Origin of the sequence: Haladaptatus sp. AB618, from assembly GCF_024136965.1 — an archaeon.
In the GTDB taxonomy this organism is placed as follows: Archaea; Halobacteriota; Halobacteria; order Halobacteriales; family Haladaptataceae; genus Haladaptatus.
Genome location: NZ_JAMYJX010000001.1, coordinates 195,772 through 216,255 on the forward strand (window position 1 = coordinate 195,772; position 20,484 = coordinate 216,255).

Here is a 20,484-nt window from a genome sequence, read left to right on the forward strand (position 1 = left end):
AAGGGAGTTTATACGATGAACACGACGACCAGCGCCAGAATGACGAGGGTCTCCGGGAGCACCGTCATGATCAGTCCGAGACCGAAGAAGTCGCGGTCCTCGGCGATTGCGCCGACGGCGGCGGCACCGATGCCACCCTCTGCGACGCCTGCGCCGAGTGCGGCGAGACCGACGCCGAGCGTGGCGCCAGCCTTCGGGAAATTGGGCTGGTTGGAAGCAGCGTCCTGTGCGAGCAATACAGCGGAGTGTGCGAATGCGAGTATGAATTCGTACATGGTTTACTTAGTCCTCTGTGGTGTAGGATCTGTCGTAGCCGAACGGTTGGAACTTCTCCCCACCGCCCTCATAAAACTTCCCAAAGAATTCCACATATTCCAGCCGCAGGGCCTGCAGACCTGCGCTGACGATGCCGAGCGCTAGCACGACAAGGTGGCCCAGGATCAGCAGGACGATTCCGAAGAGTACCCCGATGATACCCATGTGGAACAGGCCGCCGAAGACGACCTCGCCGTGGCTGACGGCGGATGGGGCTTTGTCGACGAGGAAGTGGTATGCCTCTCCATCGGTGGAGGCGCCGAACACGAGCAGGTTCACGACGAGCGCGATGCCCGCCTCGGCGATGACCTCCGCGGCCAGCCGAGCGTAGGACAGCACGTGCGTGAGAACGTTCAGGCTCTCGATGAGCGCGACGACGGGGCCCTCAGCGACGACGAGGGCGAGCATGCCGACGACGGCGACTGCGAGTCCCGCCATTCCGGCCTCGGGCGAGAAGCCCGTGAAGCCGAGCGGAATCGGATGGGCGTCGAACGACGTGTAGATGAAGTCCGGTTTCGAACTTTTGTAGCTCCTGCTGAGGATCCAGAGCCAGACGCCGTTCATGAGCAGTATCCAGGAGCCAGCCTCCAGGAGCGCGTGTTTCATTCCGAAGTCCATCTTCTCGCGGAAGTCGAAGATGAATCCGACGTTGAGGTGGATCAACCCGACGATGACGCTCATGAACAGCCAGAGGAGCGCCCACTCGACGGTTTCCGGCGTCAGCCCCTTCTCCAGCGGCGGACCGCCGGGGCCATAGAGCATATGCGCGAAGTGGAAGCCGAAGAACTCGGCAAATATGAACCCGAAGACGACGGTGACCGCACCCGACCAGAGCGCGATGCCGCCGAGGCTTTTGAATCCACCGTCGAATCGAGTGAAGAGGTACCAGCCTGCCACGAGGTAGACCAGGCCGTACCCCACGTCGCCGATCATGAATCCGAAGAAGATCGGGAGCGTGAGGAACAGCACGATGGTCGGATCGAACTCGAAGTATCGCGGCCTGTTGATCGTTTCGACCAACAGTTCGAACGGTCGAGTCGGGTCAGGGTTGTCCTGGACGACCGGCGGGTTCTCCTCCGTGCCGCCGTCCATGGCGACGTGGTGGTTGATGTCCGGATTGTGGTAGGATGCGCGTTCGAGTTCGTCGACGTCGGCGCGGTCGCCGACCGCCGACCGAATGGCGGTTACCAGGTCGTCGTAGCGGTCGGACGGGATCCAACCTTCGGCGATGAAGGCGTTCTCCGTCGTTGCAAACTGAAGCGGCGCTTCCTCTTTCTGTACCTCGATAGCGAGTTTTTCCTCGGCCGCCAACAGGAAGCCAGCAGCATCGAGTTTTACGTCATTTAGCTCGCTTTCGACGCCGTTGAGCTTCGATTCGTCCTTCTGATAGTCGTGTTTGAGCTCCGCGACGTACTCCTCGGGGCTTCCCGAGGCCTCCGGAACGTCGTACGACGTAAACTCGATACCGACCAATGCCTCGCCGAGTGCGTCTTCCGCCCCGTCTTCCGGGTAGACGAAGACGGCGACCGTCCGCTCCTCGGAGAACAGTTCGTACTCCTGAACGTCGCTCGACTCGGTGAGCGCGCGTTCGATTTCGTTCGCGTCCCCTTCGCCAACGGCGACCTGAAGATGGTCGTATCCCGACAACAGATCGAGGTCGATGCCGAGGTTGGCGAACGGCTTCATTGCGTCTATCCGTTCTTCGACGCTCTGTAGCTCCGCTTCGAGTTCGTTTCGTCGGGCGTCCAGGCGGTTGACCTGTGCCCGAATCTCTTCGAGTTCCTCTTCGAGGGCTTCGCCGGTAACGATTCGTTGCGGACCGGCGTCCTCCCCACTCACCTCAAGAATACTTTCGATCGAACGAACGGTGACGAGCTTGTCGGATGCCTCGTCCGCGCCAGTGACGGGGTTGCCCGGGTCGAATCCTTCCCACGACCCATCGTAATCCGACAGATGTACGAGATTCAGTTCGTGAATCGCTTCGATGACGTCGGGCATGACCATCCGCGACCCTGCCACCGAGACCTTGCTCATCCGTTCAGGTCTGAGCATGCACCGCCTCCCTGAATCTGTCGATGACTAATTCTATCGCCTCCTCTTTGTTCGCTTCGGCACGAGTTTCGAGCTCTTCTCGCTCTTTCTCGCCCTCTGCGAGGATCTGTTTGCGCTCGGATTCGATATCTTCACGCGCATTTTCGAGTCGTTTCTCTTCCATCTCGTTGGCCTCTTCTTGAGCTTCCGAGCGGATCTCCTCCGCCTTCGTATGCGCCTCCGAAATCCGCTCTTCGCGATCCTCCTCGGATTGCGCGACGATGCCGTCAGCCTCCGTTTCGGCCTCTTTTATTCGTTCTAGAACGTCCGGTCTCGGCATATGTGGTAATCACGCGAATGGTTGCGCCAGAGGCTATAAACTACTTGCGGAACCATTTGGCTCCCCGTCGGGCGAAAATGGTGGGGATTCATCATCGTTCGGTCCCAACCGCAACACAATTACAATGGGTATTCTCGAAGACAAACGTCGAGCACGAATCTTTTACAAATACCTCTCGAAGGTGTACGATCAGGTCAACCCGTTCATCTGGAACGAGGAAATGCGCGACGAAGCGCTGTCGATGCTCGACATCGAATCTGACGATCGAGTGCTCGATGTCGGTTGCGGGACCGGGTTCGGAACCGAAGGACTCCTCGAACATACCGACAACGTCCACGGTCTCGATCAGAGCATCCACCAACTGGGAAAGGCGTGGGAAAAAATCGGCAAATACGACCCCGTCAGCTTCTACCGAGGGGACGCCGAGCGACTGCCGTTCAAGGACGATTCGTTCGATATCGTCTGGTCGTCCGGTTCCATCGAATATTGGCCCGACCCGGTCGAAACCCTCCGTGATATCCGCCGTGTTACCAAACCCGGTGGTGAGGTTTTGATTGTCGGTCCGAACTACCCCGGAACGGGCGTCATGCAGAAAGTCGCCGATACGATCATGCTCTTTTACGACCGCGACGAGGCGGATCGAATGTTCCACGAAGCGGGCTACGAGGACATTCGTCACCGGGAGATGGGTCCGAGTTACGACCCCGATATCGCTATCACGACCGTCGCGCGCGTACCTGAAGAATAGATATTATTCGTGGATTTTTCAGCGTGCAGTCGCTTCCATTTCGATGACGAGCGTTCCGTTTTCGACGATCCGAACGGTGACTTCGTCCCCTCGTTCGAGTAACGGTGCGTTGGTTTCGGCGAGTGTAAAACTCGCCGTTTCTCCCACATGCCACGTCGGATCGGATGCGCTGTTGAACGGTCCTGTCGGCCCGGCACGAAACCCGTCCGCTGAAAAGAACGGAACTGGCGGTTGATGGGAGAGCGATTCACCGTTCACACGTACCTCGATCTCGATCCCATCGATGTCGAGCGAATCCCCTGCTTGGTGTGTAAACGCTACCCGGTTTGTTGCCGCAGTAGCCGAAACCCCGATGACAGCGTGTTTCGGTTCCTGTAATGACATCGAATGTACCGCCACTGCCCCGATGGTTCCGGCGACGACGAGCGTGACGACGAGCAAGAGGACGACCCCGACGACGGGTGAGACGGCGCGTTTCGACACGCCAGTCAGTGGTTCTGTATTGCTATTTCAACCTTAGGGCGATTCACCAGCATTCCGTGGCGTTTCACCATTGGAACTCCCGTTCGTTACTCCGTAGGGGGTGAGTGTCACTTTCACCGTCTCGGAGTCGTGTGTCGCGGTGACGGTGAATTCCCGACTCGGTGATATCGTGTATATCGTTCCAGTCGGTCCGGTATCCCCGAGTTCCGTCTCCCCGATTTCGATATGACCGTTGACCGGATCGCCCTTCGAATCGGTCAGGTTTATTCGGAGCGGTCCGCCGGAGTACGTTCGATTGACGACGAGATGTAGATTCGTGCTGTTGTTTTCGACGGAAGCTCCGTAAGGGGCATGGTTATCTCCAGTGAGTGACTTGTACTGTATCTCGCGGTATATCTTCTTCGTGCCGGTGTCGAGGTACGCTTCGATCACACCTTGGGGGTATATTATCTTCGTTTGGGCGGCCTTGTCATACACGAACTTCGTGGGCGAACTTATTTTGTTTTTGTTATTTGTGGACCACGGATATTCGTGAATCGTGATATTGTTTGCTTCCCTGCTCGTCATCTGATTTATCAAACTTGTATTTCTGTAATCAGCACGATACACATCACGGATGTACTGATTACCGATGATACTGCTGAGAGCAACACCGTTCGAAGTTGTTGCAACATAGATCCTCTCCGAAGACGTGCCGTAGTGAAAACTCTCTACCGCTGCTTCACGTATCTTACTACGCAACGGTATCAATTTGGTCAAATATTGCCATTCGTAGGGTTGAAATCGAACAACGTTCTCCCTCTTCGCTGCCGATTTCATGCGTTTCACGGCGTCCTCTATATTGTTCGCCTTCACTTCGATCATCGCGAGATCATTTATATATTCATCCGTACCGATTTCCTGGCTATTGAACCGCTGACTCGTCGTCCGTTCTTCGGTCTGTAGAGCAGACAATCGCACGGAAATGTTCGCTTTGAACCAAGAAAGTATCTGTTTCTTTTCACCGCTCGATTTAACGTTCGATAACCGCTCGTCGAGCGTATTCATTCGCTTTTGCGTCTCTAAGTCGTTCCTATCCATCTCGAGGGCAGTGCTGAGGCTCAACGATGGGGTGTCCGTACCACTTCTGTCCGGCGTTCCGATGCTCAACTGGTAGGCCGTATTGTTGAACCCCGGTGGTTGCACCGGATTTTTCGCGCTTGGCGTCTTCGCTACCGCCGTCGACATCCCGGTTCCAAATGCCGCAGCAGGCGAACAGAAGATGAGAAGGACTGCGACTATGACGGGGAACGCCCGATTCATACAGTTGCGTATACAACTACTCATTAAAATACATATGGGATTTGTTCGTCCTTGGATAAACATCCGAAATCAGTGAAAATCTTTTAAATTGAGTCCTGATGTTTTGTCGTACGGATGGAAAGTATTTTCTTGTCTGATTGACCACTCATGGATATGCGGTCACACTTCGCCCTCCTCGTGGTCCTTCTCTCCCTCTTCGCCGTGGGGCCAACCGTCGTTGCGGGTGATATCAACACCCATCCGGCCAGCAGTAGCCACGTAATACAGGACCGTAGCTCGGTAAACGTGACGGCGGTAAATGGGACGACCATTCGAATCAAACCTCACTCTAACGGTGATGCCGAGTGGAACGTTTCGATGCAGTTTGCGCTTCACAACGACAACGAAACGGCAGCGTTCAAGCGGATGGGTCGTGATTTCGAGAATCATAATCTCAACGACGGCGATGTCGGCTTCTCCACGGAGACGTTTCGCGCAATTGCGAAGCGCGAACAGGAAGCGACGGGGCGTCAAATGCAGATACGGAACTCGGAACGGGACTATTTTGTCAACAATGACACCGGAACGTTGGTGCTTACCTTCATCTGGACGAACTTTACACGAGTAAACGGCGACAAGATCTATCTCCACGACGCCTTCATGTTTGACGACGGTGATTCGACGTGGCTCGGTTCCCTCTCTCCGAAGCAGAACCTCGTTCTTGAGAACCCCGACGGATACCGGATATACTACACGAGTATCCGACAGGACAACGACATCAGACGGAACAACGAAACCATCTTCGTGAGGGGTAGTTCCGAAGATAGCAACTCCCTCCCCCCTGATGTGACGTACACGAAAAATCAGACGTCTCCGCAGTCGTCCAATTCGTTCCCTTACGAGTATGCCGCCGGATTCTTGGCCCTCGTCGGTCTCACCGGTGCAGGCGTCTACGCGTTTTTCCAGCGCGACGATGACGACGATGAACCCGTCGTGGATTCCGACCCCGTCGATCAGCCCGTACCGCCGGAACCCGATCCGGACGACGACCCGGAACCGAACCTCGACTTGCTGTCCGACGAGGAGCGCGTCGAACACCTGTTGAAACAGAACGGCGGTCGAATGAAACAGGCGACCATCGTCAAGGAGACCAACTGGTCGAACGCCAAGGTCTCCCAGTTGCTCTCGGCGATGAACGAGAGCGGGCGTGTGGACAAACTCCGAATCGGTCGGGAAAACCTCATCACGCTCCCTGGAGAGGACATCACCGATTTCGATACCGATGAGTAGCCGTCCGATCTCCCCCTCCCAATAGGTAAAAAATCCGATTAGTACGGCGTGTGCATTGTCAGCCGTTTCGAAAACGTTTACCCGCTACCCGGAAAGGAATTGATTATGAAGGTCCTTGTAACGGTAAAAGAAGTCGCCGAACTCGCGGATGACTTCGAGGTGGAAGGGACCGAGGTAGACGACCGCTACCTCGAATATGACCTGAACGAGTGGGATGACTACGCCGTCGAGGAGGGTGTCCAGTTGAACGAGGCGGGCATCGCCGACGAAGTCGTAACCGTCACTATCGGCCCGGAACGCGCCGAAGAGACGATTCGAATGGCTCTCGCCAAAGGGGCGGACCGTTCGATCCGCGTCTGGGACGAAGCACTCGAAGACGCCGGATTGCTCGACGTGGAGACGAAGACCGAAATCCTCTCCGCCGTTGTCGCGGAAGAGGAACCCGACCTCGTGTTGACCGGCGTGCAGGCCGGTGACGACGCGTTCGGCGCGACCGGTGTCGCACTCGCGGACGAGATCGACTTCGAGTGGGGTGCGGTCGTCAACGGTCTCGACGTGGATGCCGACGATGGCGTCGCACACGTCCACCGCGAACTGGAGGGTGGCGTCGAGGAACTGACGGACATCGAAATCCCGGCCGTGCTGACCATCCAGACGGGTATCAACGAACCGCGCTACGCGAGTTTGCGCGGAATCCGACAGGCACAGTCCAAGGAGATCGCACCGAAGGCGCTCGGCGACCTCGGTCTGAACGCCGACGCGGTGGGGAGCGATTTGACATTGACCGACATGTACGAACCCGAGAGCGAGAGCGACGCGGAGATCTTCGAGGGAAGCACCGAGGAGACGGCGGCGAAACTTGCTGACGTGCTCCGTGAGAAGGGGGTCGTCCAATGAGCGACGTGCTCGCCATCACGGAACACCGACGCGGCGAACTCCGCGACGAGAGTTTCGAAATCATCTCCGCAGGGCGTGAACTCGCCGACGACGCGGGTGGCGACCTGCACCTCGCCGTCATCAGCGGCGACGTGGATTCCTATGCCGACGAACTGAACCGCACCGGTGTCGATGCGATTCACACCGTCGAATACGGCGAGGAATTCAACCACGACGTGTACGTACAGGCCATCGAGGCGCTGGTCGGCGACCTCGAACCGACGTTCGTCCTCATGCCGAACAGTGTGAACGGACTGGACTACGCGCCCGCAGTCGCCAACCATCTCGACCTGCCGCTCGTCACCGACGTCATCGGCTTCGAGTACGGCGACACGCTCACGACGACGCGTGAGATGTACGGTTCGAAAGTCGAGACGACGGTGGAAGTCGAGGGCGACCAGTTCGCCCTGACGACCCGTGGTGCGGAGTGGCCCGAAGCGGAAGGCGTCGGCGACGCCGACGTCTCCGCGTTCGACTTCGAACCCGACGAGGACGCCATCGGTTCGACCGTCACCGGCTTCGAGGAAGTCGGCGCTGGCGACGTGGACATCAGCGAGGCGGAGTTCCTCGTCAGCATCGGCCGCGGTATCGAGGAGGAGGACAACCTCCCGCTCATCGAGGACCTCGTGGAAGCGACCGGCGCGACGCTCTCTTCGTCGCGTCCCATCGTGGACAACGGCTGGCTCCCGAAGAACCGGCAGGTCGGCCAGTCCGGTTCGCAGGTGACACCGACGGTCTACCTCGCTATCGGTATCTCCGGCGCGGTGCAGCACGTCGCCGGGATGAAGGGTTCGGACACCATCATCGCGGTCAACACGGACCCGAACGCACCCATCTTCGACATCGCCGACTACGGTATCGTCGGCGACCTGTTCGAAGTAGTGCCGGAACTGATCGAGCAGTTCAGCTAAGGTTTTCGCGGTTTTTTGATCTCTTCGTGAGCCGGGCGGGACCCTTGGTCCCGCTGGAAGCCGGCGCGAAACGCCGGCGACGAAGCGAACGAATGGCTTGTCAGAGCTTTGCTCTGACGGTGCAGATTTTTGCCGCTCGTCGTTGACCGCTGACCGACGGGAACCGGTCGTTATTCTTCGCTATTGCGAATCGGTCAGTTGTCCTGACTCGGCGTTCGGACCCGCCTCTTCCGTCGAACCGTCTTCGAGAACGTTCTCCAGCCATCGTCCGCGGAAGAAAAAGAACGCGCCAGCGACGGCCGCCGTCACGTTCGATACTGCGATGGCGTACCACGCACCGACAGCACCGACGCTGAAGACGAGGATGGCGACAACTGCGATGACTGCACGGACTCCCCACAACGACGTCACAGCGATTCCCATCGCCATCCGGGTGGACCCCGACCCGTAGAACGCTCCGTTCATCATGTGGTAGGCGGCCATGATGATCCACGTCGGCGTGACGATTCGGAGGAACGTCGCACCCTGATCGATTATCGTGTCGGAGCCTGACCCCGTGATAAACAGACCGACGATCGGGCGAGCGAACCAAAACGTCAGCACGCCAGCGACGAGGAAGGCCACCCCGAGGATTGCGACGGCGATGTACACCGTGCGTCGAGCGCGGTCCCGCCGCCCGTTTCCGAGGTTTTGCCCGACCACGGTCTCGACGGACATCCCCATCGCCACCGTCGGAAGCCAGACGAGGGAGATGAATCGGGTACCTATACCGTACGCCGCGACGGCGTCGGTGCTGACGGTGGCGAGGAGCGCCGTCATGACGATGACCGCGATGGATTGGGTACTCTGGTCGATGGCTCCGGGAACCCCGATTCGGAGGATTTTTTCGACGGTCTCGAACTTCAACCGGAGGTCGTCCAGCGCGAGATGCAGACCGACGCGGCCGCCGAACAACAGCCAGAATCCGATGACGGCCGCGATTCCCCGCGAGAGAACCGTCGCTATCGCGGCACCCATGACCCCAAACCCGCCGAAGCCAGTGGTGGTAAACAGCGAACGCTGGAGTCCACCGAGACCGAACCATCCGAACAGCGGATTGCCAGTAAATCCGAGGACGAAAAACGGGTCGAGGACGATGTTGAGGCCGACGCTGAGGACCATCAGATACATCGGCGTCTTCGTGTCTCCCCAGCCACGGAGTAGGGCCATGAACACGTAAAATCCGAAGGTGAACGGCATGCCGAGGACGACGATTCGCGTGTAGGTGACGGCCAATTCGTGGACCTTCGTTCCCGGCGTGGTCCCGATGGCGTGGAGCAACTCCGGGGCGAAGACGACGCCGAGCATCGAAACGGCAACCGAGAGTAACCCGACGAAACCGACCGTTTGTCCGGCGACGTGCCCGAGTCGATCATCGTTGCCTGCGCCCGTGTTCTGCGCGATGAGGATGGTTCCCGCGTTCGTCATCCCGCCGCCGACGCTTACGAGCAGGAATATCGGCGGCCACGAGAACGACAGCGCCGCCACCGCATCGGCACCGAGTCGTCCAACCCAGAACGTGTCCGTCAGATTGTACGCCACTTGCAGCAACTGTGTGGCGGTGAGCGGGAGAGCCAACGCGAGAAGCGGCCACAGTATCGGCCCGTGGGTGAATCGTGTGGACTCCCCGTTCGAAGCGTCGCTCATGCTCGAATTTTGTATGATGGTCCCACCAGAATAATTCCTCGCGATAGCTGTTAACGTATGTCATGAACGATACGACTTGTCGATTCGAATCGTCGTTCCGACCAGCGAACTTTTCACCTCACTCGCGGAGGAACGGGTATGACCGACGAGCAAGAGCGACCGTTGGCCCTTCCCACGTACGAGAAACTGGCTGACGAGTACGCCAAACGGGCACCGACGAAGCCGTTCAACGCCGACCTCGAACGCCCGACGACGCTGGGATTGCTTCCCGACATCGAGGGTTTCGACGTACTGGACGCTGGTTGTGGTCCGGGTATCACGGCGGAGCATCTGCTCGAACGCGGAGCGAGCGTCACCGGAATCGACGTAAGCCCCAAAATGCTCGCTCACGCACGGGAGCGTGCCCACGCGGGGCGATTTCTTCGAGCGGATTTCGGCGAACCCCTTCCCTTCGAGTCGAACCGGTTCGACCTCGTGTACAGTTCGTTGGCGTTCGACTACGTCGAGGATTGGGAGTCGCTGTTTTCCGAACTGGGTCGCGTCCTCCGACCCCATGGAATTCTCGTGTTCTCGTGTGGGCATCCGGTCGCGGATACGTTGTACTTCGACCCGGACGATTACTTCGAGACCGAGATGGTGAGCGACGAGTGGACGAGTTTCGGCGACCCGGTGGAGGTCTCCACCTATCGCCGACCGCTGGCGGCGATACTGACCCCCCTGCTGAACGCCCGCTTTCGTCTCGACGGTATCGCGGAGAGTCAACCGACGGAGAAATTCCGCGAGAAATCCCCCGAAACGTTCGAGCGGGTGTCCCGTGAACCGACGTTTTTGTCGGTCCGTGCCGTGATGACAGCCGACTGAACCCGTCACGTATTTGCGTCCCCCGTCCTGAAGCACAGACGAATGGAGTACCTGATGGCCCGCAGGACGCTCGTCGAAGACCGGTTGGAGGAGGTCGTAGAGCGGGTCGAACCACGTGAACTGTCGGAGCAATTGGCCCACACGGCACTCTCGGGGGGGAAACGGGTCCGGCCGACCGTCGCCATGCTCGTCTGTGAAGCAGCGGGTGGCGACGCCGAGGACGCCGTCGATTTCGGCGTCGGTATCGAACTCGTTCACGACGCGTCGCTCGTCGTGGACGACATCATCGACCGCTCGGACGTGCGCCGCGGCACCGAAAGCGCGTGGGCGGAGTACGGTTACGGCCCGGCCATCATCGCCAGTGACGGGATGCTCGGCGAAGCGTTCGAGTTGTTCTCCTCCGATCCACGTGCAATGGAGGTCGTCGCCGAATCGATGATCGAACTCGGTATGGGCGAAGCCTCGGAACTCGTCGCCACGCCGTCGAACCAGCCCGAATACATGGAACTCGCCCGCCGAAAGACCGGTGCGTTGTTCCGCGCCGCCGCCGCGCTCGGAGCCTTGGCGGCCGACGCCGACCCCGAAACGGTCGATGCGTTCGGCGAATATGCGGAACGCGTCGGTATCGCCTTCCAGATCCGCGATGACGTGCTCGACGCGACGGCCGACCCCGACGACCTCGGCAAGCCGACCGGACAGGACGAGGAAATCGGTCGTCCATCCATCGTGCAGGTGACCGACCTCAGCGCCGACGAGGCGAACGAACTCGCCCACGAACAGTCCGAAGCCGCGCTGGCCGCCCTCGACAGGGTCGACGCCCCCGATTCTGCTGCGCTGGACTACCTCCGTGATTTCGCGCAGTTCGTCGTCACACGGGAACACTGAGACGACTTTTCTCTCAGAATCGAATTTACGCACCCGCTTTCAGGATGCGCGGTTCGTGCACCCGAGCCAGCGAACGGTAAAACCGCGAGCAAGGGCGGGCGGCCGGAACCGCTCGGCCGCCCGCCCGCATGCGGTTGCGGTCATTTTCCCTAGCAATTGTTGTCGCGTTCTCCGTTTTCATCGCAATCGCTCTCGGTGCGATATCTCCTGTCTTTCGTTTCCGTTGACGACACGCTTATCCGGCGGAACCGAATAGTTCCCGACAAGCGTGGCTATCACGGACAAAATCTACGTCAAAAACCATCGCCAGATCTCCTCGCAGTTGGATACGAACATCCCGAAAGGGGCGTTCAAGGGCGCGACCCTCGATATCCTGTTTCAGGGCGAGGGCCTCCAGAAACTCGACGAGGCGACGCGGGACCGCGTGCTCGACTTCGCCGAGGACTTCCTGGACTGTGACTGCCAGAGCAATCCGTACTGTGGCTGTCCGGAGCGGAAGTTCATGCAGTACCTGCTCGAACTGCGCGAGGGTGGCCTCGGACCGGACGCCATCGTTGACGTGATGACCGACGATTATCTGGTGTACGCGTATCCGGGCGACGTGCTGTCGTTCTTGGATGACTCGGTCCGGACACTCGAAGCCATCGAGGAACTCGCCAACGTGGAGGGCGACGGCTCGATGTCGGAGCGCTCGCGCCAGAAGAAACGGTCGCTGTCGGGCTAATCCCGGTTATCCCAGTCGAAACGGTTCGTCGTTCTCCATCTCGTCGTCCAACTCTTCGAGCTGAATGACCTCCTCTTCCTCGTCGTCCACCATCGTCTGGAGATGGCGGACGTACTCCTTGTGTTCCTGAAGTTGCTCGCGGAGGTGTTCCGCCTCCAGTTCGAGACGTTCGTGTTCCCGAACGAAGCTCTTCGGAACCTCGATTTTCGGCGGGAACGACTCCTCGTTGGTCGTCTCGCCGATCTGGTTTTCGGGAACGACTTTGACTTTTCCGTCATGGGCGACCAGCAGGTCCACGTAATCGCGGAACACTGCCGACAGCGAGATGTCGCGCTTTTCGGCGATATCCCGCAGGGTCTCGAACGCGTCCTCGTTGACCCTGAAGGAAATCGTCTTGTTTTTGTTGCCCATCTCAGTGTAGATTAGTGTTGTAAGGGTATTTAACCTTTTGTCAGACATCCACACGGCCGTAACCATGAGATAAGCGTCGTTCCTCATGATCCGATATGTCGGAACATCCCGTCGGACAATTGGGTGGACCAGTGGGGAACACCCTCGAGAACGCGGCCTTACTGGACAAACTTCCGCAGTACTTCTGGAGTGCAGTGATATTCACCATCTCGCTCGCTATCTTCTATCTCATCGGTCGGGTCGTACTGGAACCGCTCGTCGAACGAATGCTCCGGGTTCGAAGTGTCAATCGCACCATCCGCGGTGCGATACTGCGCGTCGTTCGTGCGGTGATCTGGTTCGCAGGGATACTCCTCGCGCTCGACCTCGCGGGTGTGGACGTTTTCGGTGCATCCGCGACGCTCGCGGCCGCACTGACCATCGCGGTCGGGTTTGCAACCCGCGATATCGCTGCGAACTTCGTCGGTGGCGTCTTCATCGTCACGACCCACGATTCAACATCGGCGATTGGATAGCGTGGTCCGAAAACGAAGGCGTTATCGAGGATATCACCTTTCGAGTGACCCGCGTGCGTACCTTCGACAACGAACTCATCACGGTGCCGAACTCCGTCCTCACGACCAACGCCGTGAAGAACCCCGTCGCGGGTGACACGCTTCGCGTTCACCACGAGTTCCCCCTCGCCTACGACGTGGACGTCGATGCGGTGGATGCCATTCTCTTGGAGGAAGCCGACCGTCACGGCGACATCATGGACGACCCGGCACCCTCCGTCCACGTCACGGATATGAACGACTCACGGCTCACCGTCGAAGTCTCGTTCTGGATAGACGACCCGACACACGCGGAGTTCGTGGCGGCCCGCTCGAAGTTTTTCCGCCGAGTCAATCGGCGGTTCGACGAGGCGGGAATCGCGCTGGCGGGATGAGAGCTCAGTAGAACGACGCCATTCCGCCGATGAGTTTGTTCTCCGCCCGTCGAAGGTGCTCCTCCAGCGTCCGTCGTTCCACGCCCATCTCGTCCGCGATTTCGGCCGTCGTCGTTTCGCGTGGAATCCGGTAGTATCCCATCTCGACCGCCAGTATCAGTGCCTCCTGCTGACGGGGCGAGAGACTCGGAAGCGACGTTTCGGGCGTGAGGAGCGGCCTCTCGGCTGATACCGCCGTGATTTCTCGCTTGGCTTCGATGGTCACGGGAAACTCGGTCACGAGGTCACGATACAGCGCGGTCAGGTTCGACGAATCGAGCGACAGGATCCGACACCACTTCTCGCCGTCGAGGTACCGAAGCGGCGGGACGAGCAGGCAGTTGTGGCGAGCGAGAAATGATTCGACGGTATCCCGCTCGTGGTCTTTCAGACACGTCTCGGTCATCGCCAGTCGTTCGTCACCTTCGACCAGTAGCTCTTGGACCCCGACGAGTAGCTCGATGTGATCCAACGTGGCTTCTCCGTCGGGACCGCTGACGTGCAACAGGTCGCAGTGGTCGTTGCACCACAACTCGACGGTCGTCTCGGTTCCGGCGGTGGCTTCTGCCGGAACGCTTGGCTGTTCGATCCGCATCGTCACCTCGTACATCACTCCCAATTTTCGCCGAATATACTTAAAGAACCCTCCGTAAGCGGGGGCTTGGGTATTTGCGCCTCGCGTGCATACTACAATACATAATGAACGAAGGAACGGAAGCCGACCACGACATCGGCGAACCGAGCGCACAGTGGCGCGAATATCAGGGCGCGCCGACCGGAACGGACATCGAATGTAGGGGATGGCGACAGGAGGCGGCCCTCCGCATGCTGAACAACAACCTTGACCCGGACGTCGGCGAGAAACCGGAGGAACTCGTCGTCTACGGCGGGACGGGGCGGGCGGCCCGTTCATGGGACGCCTACGACGCCATCATGGCCGAACTGCGCGAACTGGACGACGACGAAACGTTGCTGGTTCAGTCCGGGAAACCCGTCGGACGGTTCACGACGCACGAACGCGCGCCGCGCGTTCTCATCGCCAACTCCAACATCGTCGGCAAGTGGGACGACTGGGAGCACTTCCACGAACTCGAAGCCAAGGGCCTAATCATGTACGGCCAGATGACCGCCGGGTCGTGGGCGTACATCGGCACGCAGGGCATCATTCAGGGCACCTACGAGACGTTGGCCGCGCTCGCGGACGAACACTACGACGGCGACCTCACCGGTAAAATCGTCGTCACGGGCGGACTCGGTGGCATGGGCGGTGCCCAACCGCTCGCCGTGACGATGAACCACGGCGTCTGCATCGCCGCCGAAGTGGACGAGCACCGAATCGACCGCCGCATCGAGACCGGCTATTGCATGGAGAAGACGGACGATTTGGACGAAGCCATCGAGAAAGCAAAGGACGCCGCGGAGGCCGGAGAACCGTACTCCGTCGGCGTTCACATCAACGCGGCCGACATGCTGGAAGGGATGCTGGAACGGGAGTTCGTCCCCGACGTCATCACCGACCAGACGAGCGCTCACGACGAACTGGAGGGCTACTACCCGTCCGGGTACACTGTCGCGGAGGCCGACGAACTCCGTGATGAGGATGCCGAAAAGTACGTCGAGGAGAGTCTCGACACGATGGCCCGTCACGTGCAGGGTATCCTCGACATTCAGGACGCGGGTGCGGTCGCCTTCGAGTACGGCAACAACATCCGCGGGCAGGTGAAAGAACACCGGGACATGCAGCACGCGTTCGACTTCCCCGGATTTGTCCCCGCTTACATCCGTCCGCTGTTCTGCCAGGGCAAGGGGCCGTTCCGCTGGGCCGCGCTCTCGGGCAACCCGGACGACATCCACCGAACCGACGAGGCCGTCGTGGAACTGTTCCCTGAAAAGGAGCAACTCCACCGCTGGATCGACCTCGCACGGGAGGAGGTCGAGTTTCAGGGGCTTCCCTCGCGGGTTTGTTGGTTGGGCTATGCAACGAGCGATGCTCCAAAAGAGCATCGAAACGGAGGCGGCTCTGCCGCCGAAGGCGACGACGACGGCCTTACCGAACGCGCCCGCTTCGCCCTCCGCATCAACGAACTCGTCGCGGACGGCGAAATCGAGGCCCCCATCGTCGTCACCCGCGACCACCTCGACGCGGGGTCGGTCGCCAGTCCCAACCGCGAAACGGAGGCCATGCGCGACGGCTCCGACGCCGTCGCCGACTGGCCGATTCTGAACGCTCTGCTGAACTGCGCGGCGGGCGCGGACATCGTCTCCGTCCACGACGGCGGCGGCGTCGGCATCGGCAACGCGCTCCACGCGAACAACCACGTCGTGCTCGACGGTTCGGACCTCGCGGCCGAAAAGGCCCGTCGCGTCTTCACGACCGACCCCGGAATGGGCGTCATTCGCCACGCCGACGCGGGCTACGACGAAGCGCTCGAACAGGCCGAGAAATCGAACGTCGCGGTTCCGATGCGTGATCGGACATGACCGGATTGAACCCACCGTCCGAATGGCGCGGGACTTCCGCCGACCCGAACGACGAGCAGTTCGGCGACATCGTGGAACCCATCGAAGAACTGGACGACGACGTGCTCGCCCAGTACGACGCGGTGCTGCTCGGCGAACCGTTCGACCACGCCGTCATCGGCCGCAAAGGTGCGGTGGACGGCCCGGCGGCGCTCCGCGAGACTCTCGCGGGCGTGAAAACCCACCACTTCGATGCCGGACCGGTCGAGTCGGTCGGCGACGTTGGCGACGTGATGCTCATGCTCGACGACGAGGGTGTGAAAGTCACCACCGAGTTGCTTCAGCGGAAGGCTGGCGTCCTCGCGAAGCGACTCCACGATGCCGATACGTTGCCCGTCTTCCTCGGCGGGGACAACTCGTTCACGTATCCGAACGCCGCACCACTCCTCGAAGACGGCTCGCTCGGCGTCATCAACTTCGACGCGCACCTCGACGTGCGCGAGGTGCGCGACGATCCGACCAGCGGTACTCCGTACCGTCAGTTGTTCGATGCCGGTCTCGATTCCTACGCCTGTGTCGGCGCGCGACATTTCGAGACGAGTTCGGCGTACGCCGATTACGTCCGCGAATGCGGGGGAGCAATCGTCACGGCCGAAGAGGTCGGCGATGATTCGGTTTCCGCCATCGACACCGCGCTGGATTCGATGAGCGACGTGGACGCCATCTACGTCAGCGTCGACGTGGACGTGCTCGACGCCGCGTTTGCACCCGGCGTCAGCGCTCCGACGCCGGGCGGGATTTCCACCCGAGAACTGTTCCGGATGCTCCGCCTCGTCGCGGCCGACGACCGGGTCGCCGGATTCGAAGTCGTGGAATGTGCCCCGTCGCTCGACCACGACGAACTGACGGTGAAGGCCGGTGCACGAGCGATCGCACACTTCCTTTCAACGTACGGAGGTGGCAAATGACCGACTCATCACGATCCGACGAAAACGAGGTCACGGCAGTCGTCCACGACGCGAAACAGATCGTCACCATCGAGGAGGACGGTTCCCTCGGGATTTACGAGGACGCCGCACTCGCCGCGATAGACGGCGAAGTCGCACGCATCGGTGCGAACGGGCCAGTCACCCGCGAATACCCGCCGGAGAACGCAACCTATGCGGTCGATGCGAGCGGCAAAACCGCGATTCCGGGGTTCGTCGATCCCCACACCCACGCGCTGTTTGCTGGCGACCGCTCGGACGAATTCGAGGCGAAACTACAGGGCAAGACGTATCAAGAAATCCTCGCCGACGGCGGCGGTATCCTGCGAACCGTTCGCGCCACGCGCGAGGCCAGCGACGAGCGACTGCTGTCGAACCTGCTCTCGCATCTCGACACGATGCTCGCCCACGGAACCACGACCGTCGAGGTGAAATCCGGGTACGGACTCGACACGAAAACCGAACTTCGAATGCTCGACGTGATCGCACGGGCCGACGACCGCCACCCCGTCGATGTCGTCCCGACGTTCATGGGCGCACACGCGATTCCGGAAGGCCGGGACGCGGACGACTACGTGGACGAAGTCGTGGACGAACAGATTCCGGCCGTCGCGGAGCAGGGCATCGCGGAGTTCTGCGACGTGTTCTGCGAGGAAGGCGTCTTCACCGTCCCGCAGTCCCGCCGCGTGCTGAAAACCGGCGAGGAGTACGGCCTGACGCCGAAAATCCACGCCGAGGAACTCGCGCACATCGGCGGGTCACAACTCGCCGCGAAACTCGGCGCGACGAGCGCGGACCACCTCCTGTATGCAACGGAAGAGGACATCGACGCGCTGACGGCAGCGGAAGTGGTCCCCGTCCTGCTTCCCGGCACCGCGTTCGGTCTCGGTGCCGAGTTCGCCGACGCGAGGGCGTTCCTCGATGCGGGCGCACCGGTGGCGATTGCGACCGACTTCAACCCGAACTGCCACTCCCAGAGCATGGGCTTCGCCACGTCGCTCGCTTGCGTCGAGATGGGGATGACGCCCGCCGAGGCGCTGGTGGCGGGGACGAAACACGCCGCGATGGCGCTCGACATGCAGGACGGAGCAGGCACGCTCCAACCCGGAACGCCCGCCGACATCGCCGTCGTCGACGCGCCGAACTACGTTCACGTTCCCTACAACTACGGCGTGAACACCGTCGAAACGGTGCTGAAGGGCGGCGAGGTGGTCCATCATGAGTGAAATCGAAATCGACGGCGAATCGCTGACGCCCGAGGACGTGGAACGTGTCGCACGCGACGACGCGACCGTATTCGTCCCCGAAGACGCGAGAGAACGAGTTCGTACCGCACGAAAACGCGTCGAAGAGGTCGTCGAGAGCGGCGAAGCCGTCTACGGCGTCAACACCGGTTTCGGCGAACTCGTGGACGAGCGGATTCCCCCAGAAGATATCGAGACGCTCCAGACGAACCTCATTCGAAGCCACGCCGCCGGAGCGGGCCGCGAACTGACCCGCGAGGAAGTGCGAGCCATGATGCTCGGCCGCGTCAACGCCCTCGTCAAGGGTTATTCCGGCATCCGCGAAATCGTCGTGGACCAACTCGTCACGATGTTGAACGAGGGAATTCACCCGGTCGTCAAATCCCGCGGGAGCCTCGGCGCGAGCGGCGACCTCGCGCCGCTCGCGCACCTCGCGTTGGTCATCATGGGCGAGGGAACCGCGACCGTTGACGGTGAGAAACTGGACGGCGCGGACGCGCTCGAAACCGCCGAATTGGAGCCCATAACCCTCGCGGCGAAGGAAGGCCTGGCGCTCATCAACGGTACCCAGCTTTCGGTCGGCCTCGCCGCGCTCGCAGTGCTCGACACCGAACGGGCGATCCGTGCGGCGGACGTCGCCGGGGCGCTCACGACCGAGGTGACGATGGGAACGACCGCCTCCGCGGACCACGTCATCGCCGACGTTCGCCCGCACGACGGCCACGCGAAGACGGCACGGAACATCAAGCGCCTCACCGAGGGTTCCGAAATCGTCGAATCCCACCGCAACTGCGACCGGGTGCAGGACGCCTACTCGATTCGCTGCATGCCGCAGGTTCACGGCGCGGTTCGGGACGCCGTCGCCCATCTGCGTTCGGCCGTCGAAATCGAACTCAACAGCGCGACAGACAACCCGCTCATCTTCCCGGCCGACAGCGTGCATAGCCGCGCGAGCGGTGCGGGCGACGCCGCGGTGCTTTCCGGTGGAAACTTCCACGGTGACCCACTCGCGCTTCCGCTCGACTACCTGACGAACGCCGTCACGGAACTCGCGGCCATCTCGGAGCGTCGAGTGGACCGCATGCTCAACCCGAACATTCAGGAACCGCATCTCCCGCCGTTCCTCACCGAACACAGCGGCCTGCGTTCGGGCTACATGATCGCCCAGTACACCGCCGCCGCGCTGTTGAACGAGAACCGCTCCATTGGCCGCGCGTCGATGGACAACACGCCCGTCAGCGGCAATCAGGAGGACCACGTCAGCATGAGCGCCCAGAGCGCGTACAACGCGCGCCGTGCCGTGGCGAACACGCTCTCCATCGTCGGCATCGAACTCGTCTGCGGCGCTCAAGCCGCGGAATTCGTCTCCGATGGCCTCTCACACGGCGTCGGCACCGGCGCGGCCTACGATGCCGTTCGTGAAGTCGTGCCGCCGCTCACCGAAGACCGACCCATCCACGAGGATATTGCCGCCGCCGAGACGCTGATCTGGTCCGGATTACTCGACGAGCGCGTGGACGACGCGCTCCCCGAGCCACTGGATTAATCGGCCGTCGTTCCGCCCGAATCTCCCTCCGTCTCTTCCGGCTCGATTCGGGCTTCGGTCTTGGTTCCGTGACGGGGATTCCCCTCCTTATCGAGCGTCCAGACCCCGTGTTCCTCACATTCGAATACGCGACGAAAGACGGGCGTCGATTCTCGCCGACAGTTGGGGCACGGATGGACTGGTCCCTCCACCGAGGTGTCCGCTCCCATCTCCGCGTACACCTCCTGCCAATCCCCGCTGGGTGAAGTTCGCTCGTCAGGCATGATTTGATTCCGTGTGCGTGTAGTCGATATCGATACCCGGCGCTGTTCGACTGTATCTGCACGACCGACGACCGCTGAAATATTGATACTGTCCGCGTTGTTTCGGTGAGGACTCC

General features: G+C 60.6%; 23 protein-coding genes. 13 read left to right on the forward strand and 10 right to left on the reverse strand.

Going from position 1 to position 20,484, the window contains the following annotated elements; translation table 11 throughout:
- Nucleotides 1-8: 8 nt before the first annotated feature.
- From NKF26_RS00995 to ahaH, 3 genes are read right to left on the reverse strand one after another with little or no spacing between them, the layout of a single operon-like run.
- Nucleotides 9-275, reverse strand: coding sequence for a F0F1 ATP synthase subunit C (locus NKF26_RS00995; protein ID WP_253224879.1), 267 nt, complete (start codon nucleotides 273-275; stop codon nucleotides 9-11).
- 7 nt (nucleotides 276-282) lie between these two features.
- On the reverse strand, nucleotides 283-2,367 hold the full coding sequence (locus tag NKF26_RS01000) for a V-type ATP synthase subunit I (RefSeq protein WP_253233918.1): 2,085 nt from the start codon (nucleotides 2,365-2,367) through the stop codon (nucleotides 283-285).
- A complete protein-coding gene (gene ahaH, locus NKF26_RS01005) occupies nucleotides 2,354-2,686 on the reverse strand; it encodes an ATP synthase archaeal subunit H (RefSeq protein WP_253233919.1) in 333 nt (110 codons plus the stop codon). The genes NKF26_RS01000 and ahaH overlap by 14 nt, the downstream gene beginning before the upstream one ends.
- A gap of 124 nt (nucleotides 2,687-2,810) precedes the next feature.
- Between ahaH and NKF26_RS01010 the strand changes: the two genes are divergently transcribed.
- Nucleotides 2,811-3,434 (forward strand): methyltransferase domain-containing protein, encoded by a 624-nt coding sequence (locus NKF26_RS01010; RefSeq protein ID WP_253224882.1) that lies wholly within the window; start codon nucleotides 2,811-2,813, stop codon nucleotides 3,432-3,434.
- Between the two features lie 18 nt (nucleotides 3,435-3,452).
- On the opposite strand, the gene NKF26_RS01015 is transcribed toward NKF26_RS01010, so the two are convergent.
- Complete coding sequence (locus tag NKF26_RS01015; RefSeq protein ID WP_253224883.1) at nucleotides 3,453-3,917, reverse strand: type IV pilin; 465 nt, start codon at nucleotides 3,915-3,917, stop codon at nucleotides 3,453-3,455.
- Nucleotides 3,918-3,950: 33 nt separating this feature from the next.
- Nucleotides 3,951-5,219 carry a hypothetical protein gene (locus NKF26_RS01020; RefSeq protein ID WP_253224884.1) on the reverse strand — a complete coding sequence of 423 codons (1,269 nt, stop codon included), beginning with the start codon at nucleotides 5,217-5,219 and terminating at the stop codon, nucleotides 3,951-3,953.
- Between the two features lie 153 nt (nucleotides 5,220-5,372).
- Here NKF26_RS01020 and NKF26_RS01025 point away from each other — a divergent pair, with 153 nt between their 5' ends.
- The 3 genes from NKF26_RS01025 to NKF26_RS01035 all read left to right on the forward strand — a co-directional run bounded on the left by NKF26_RS01025 (nucleotide 5,373) and on the right by NKF26_RS01035 (nucleotide 8,335).
- A complete protein-coding gene (locus tag NKF26_RS01025; protein WP_253224885.1) occupies nucleotides 5,373-6,488 on the forward strand; it encodes a hypothetical protein in 1,116 nt (371 codons plus the stop codon).
- A 105-nt stretch (nucleotides 6,489-6,593) separates the two neighbouring features.
- On the forward strand, nucleotides 6,594-7,385 hold the full coding sequence (locus NKF26_RS01030) for an electron transfer flavoprotein subunit beta/FixA family protein (RefSeq protein ID WP_253224886.1): 792 nt from the start codon (nucleotides 6,594-6,596) through the stop codon (nucleotides 7,383-7,385).
- On the forward strand, nucleotides 7,382-8,335 hold the full coding sequence (locus NKF26_RS01035) for an electron transfer flavoprotein subunit alpha/FixB family protein (RefSeq protein WP_253224887.1): 954 nt from the start codon (nucleotides 7,382-7,384) through the stop codon (nucleotides 8,333-8,335). The genes NKF26_RS01030 and NKF26_RS01035 overlap by 4 nt, the downstream gene beginning before the upstream one ends.
- A gap of 180 nt (nucleotides 8,336-8,515) precedes the next feature.
- Here the strand turns inward: NKF26_RS01035 and NKF26_RS01040 are convergent, their stop codons facing one another.
- On the reverse strand, nucleotides 8,516-10,021 hold the full coding sequence (locus tag NKF26_RS01040) for an MATE family efflux transporter (protein WP_253224888.1): 1,506 nt from the start codon (nucleotides 10,019-10,021) through the stop codon (nucleotides 8,516-8,518).
- Between the two features lie 138 nt (nucleotides 10,022-10,159).
- On the opposite strand from NKF26_RS01040, the gene NKF26_RS01045 reads away from it, so the two are divergent.
- Together NKF26_RS01045 and NKF26_RS01050 are read left to right on the forward strand one after the other, a co-directional pair.
- Nucleotides 10,160-10,882, forward strand: coding sequence for a class I SAM-dependent methyltransferase (locus NKF26_RS01045; RefSeq protein WP_253224889.1), 723 nt, complete (start codon nucleotides 10,160-10,162; stop codon nucleotides 10,880-10,882).
- A gap of 42 nt (nucleotides 10,883-10,924) precedes the next feature.
- Complete coding sequence (locus NKF26_RS01050; RefSeq protein WP_253224890.1) at nucleotides 10,925-11,767, forward strand: polyprenyl synthetase family protein; 843 nt, start codon at nucleotides 10,925-10,927, stop codon at nucleotides 11,765-11,767.
- A 25-nt stretch (nucleotides 11,768-11,792) separates the two neighbouring features.
- On the opposite strand, the gene NKF26_RS01055 is transcribed toward NKF26_RS01050, so the two are convergent.
- Nucleotides 11,793-11,948: a hypothetical protein gene (locus NKF26_RS01055; protein WP_253224891.1), complete on the reverse strand. Its 156-nt coding sequence runs from the start codon at nucleotides 11,946-11,948 to the stop codon at nucleotides 11,793-11,795.
- 87 nt (nucleotides 11,949-12,035) lie between these two features.
- On the opposite strand from NKF26_RS01055, the gene NKF26_RS01060 reads away from it, so the two are divergent.
- On the forward strand, nucleotides 12,036-12,491 hold the full coding sequence (locus NKF26_RS01060; protein WP_066140100.1) for a DUF5814 domain-containing protein: 456 nt from the start codon (nucleotides 12,036-12,038) through the stop codon (nucleotides 12,489-12,491).
- Between the two features lie 6 nt (nucleotides 12,492-12,497).
- On the opposite strand, the gene NKF26_RS01065 is transcribed toward NKF26_RS01060, so the two are convergent.
- Nucleotides 12,498-12,902: a CopG family transcriptional regulator gene (locus NKF26_RS01065; RefSeq protein ID WP_253224892.1), complete on the reverse strand. Its 405-nt coding sequence runs from the start codon at nucleotides 12,900-12,902 to the stop codon at nucleotides 12,498-12,500.
- A gap of 131 nt (nucleotides 12,903-13,033) precedes the next feature.
- Here NKF26_RS01065 and NKF26_RS24330 point away from each other — a divergent pair, with 131 nt between their 5' ends.
- Nucleotides 13,034-13,417 carry a mechanosensitive ion channel domain-containing protein gene (locus NKF26_RS24330; RefSeq protein ID WP_253233920.1) on the forward strand — a complete coding sequence of 128 codons (384 nt, stop codon included), beginning with the start codon at nucleotides 13,034-13,036 and terminating at the stop codon, nucleotides 13,415-13,417.
- Between the two features lie 32 nt (nucleotides 13,418-13,449).
- Complete coding sequence (locus NKF26_RS01075) at nucleotides 13,450-13,830, forward strand: mechanosensitive ion channel domain-containing protein (RefSeq protein WP_253234114.1); 381 nt, start codon at nucleotides 13,450-13,452, stop codon at nucleotides 13,828-13,830.
- 4 nt (nucleotides 13,831-13,834) lie between these two features.
- Here the strand turns inward: NKF26_RS01075 and NKF26_RS01080 are convergent, their stop codons facing one another.
- Entirely contained in the window at nucleotides 13,835-14,479 is a 645-nt protein-coding gene (locus NKF26_RS01080) for a helix-turn-helix domain-containing protein (RefSeq protein WP_253233921.1), read from the reverse strand.
- 89 nt (nucleotides 14,480-14,568) lie between these two features.
- On the opposite strand from NKF26_RS01080, the gene hutU reads away from it, so the two are divergent.
- From hutU to hutH, 4 genes are read left to right on the forward strand one after another with little or no spacing between them, the layout of a single operon-like run.
- On the forward strand, nucleotides 14,569-16,350 hold the full coding sequence (gene hutU, locus NKF26_RS01085; RefSeq protein ID WP_253224895.1) for a urocanate hydratase: 1,782 nt from the start codon (nucleotides 14,569-14,571) through the stop codon (nucleotides 16,348-16,350).
- Complete coding sequence (gene hutG, locus NKF26_RS01090) at nucleotides 16,347-17,297, forward strand: formimidoylglutamase (RefSeq protein ID WP_253224896.1); 951 nt, start codon at nucleotides 16,347-16,349, stop codon at nucleotides 17,295-17,297. Before hutU ends, hutG begins: the two co-directional genes overlap by 4 nt.
- On the forward strand, nucleotides 17,294-18,541 hold the full coding sequence (gene hutI / locus NKF26_RS01095; protein WP_253224897.1) for an imidazolonepropionase: 1,248 nt from the start codon (nucleotides 17,294-17,296) through the stop codon (nucleotides 18,539-18,541). Before hutG ends, hutI begins: the two co-directional genes overlap by 4 nt.
- Nucleotides 18,534-20,105 (forward strand): histidine ammonia-lyase, encoded by a 1,572-nt coding sequence (gene hutH / locus NKF26_RS01100; protein WP_253224898.1) that lies wholly within the window; start codon nucleotides 18,534-18,536, stop codon nucleotides 20,103-20,105. The genes hutI and hutH overlap by 8 nt, the downstream gene beginning before the upstream one ends.
- Here the strand turns inward: hutH and NKF26_RS01105 are convergent.
- The gene (locus NKF26_RS01105; RefSeq protein WP_253224899.1) at nucleotides 20,102-20,368 is read right to left on the reverse strand and encodes a hypothetical protein; all 267 of its coding nucleotides are present in this window, start codon (nucleotides 20,366-20,368) and stop codon (nucleotides 20,102-20,104) included. The genes hutH and NKF26_RS01105 overlap by 4 nt on opposite strands.
- Between the last annotated feature and the right edge of the window lie 116 nt (nucleotides 20,369-20,484).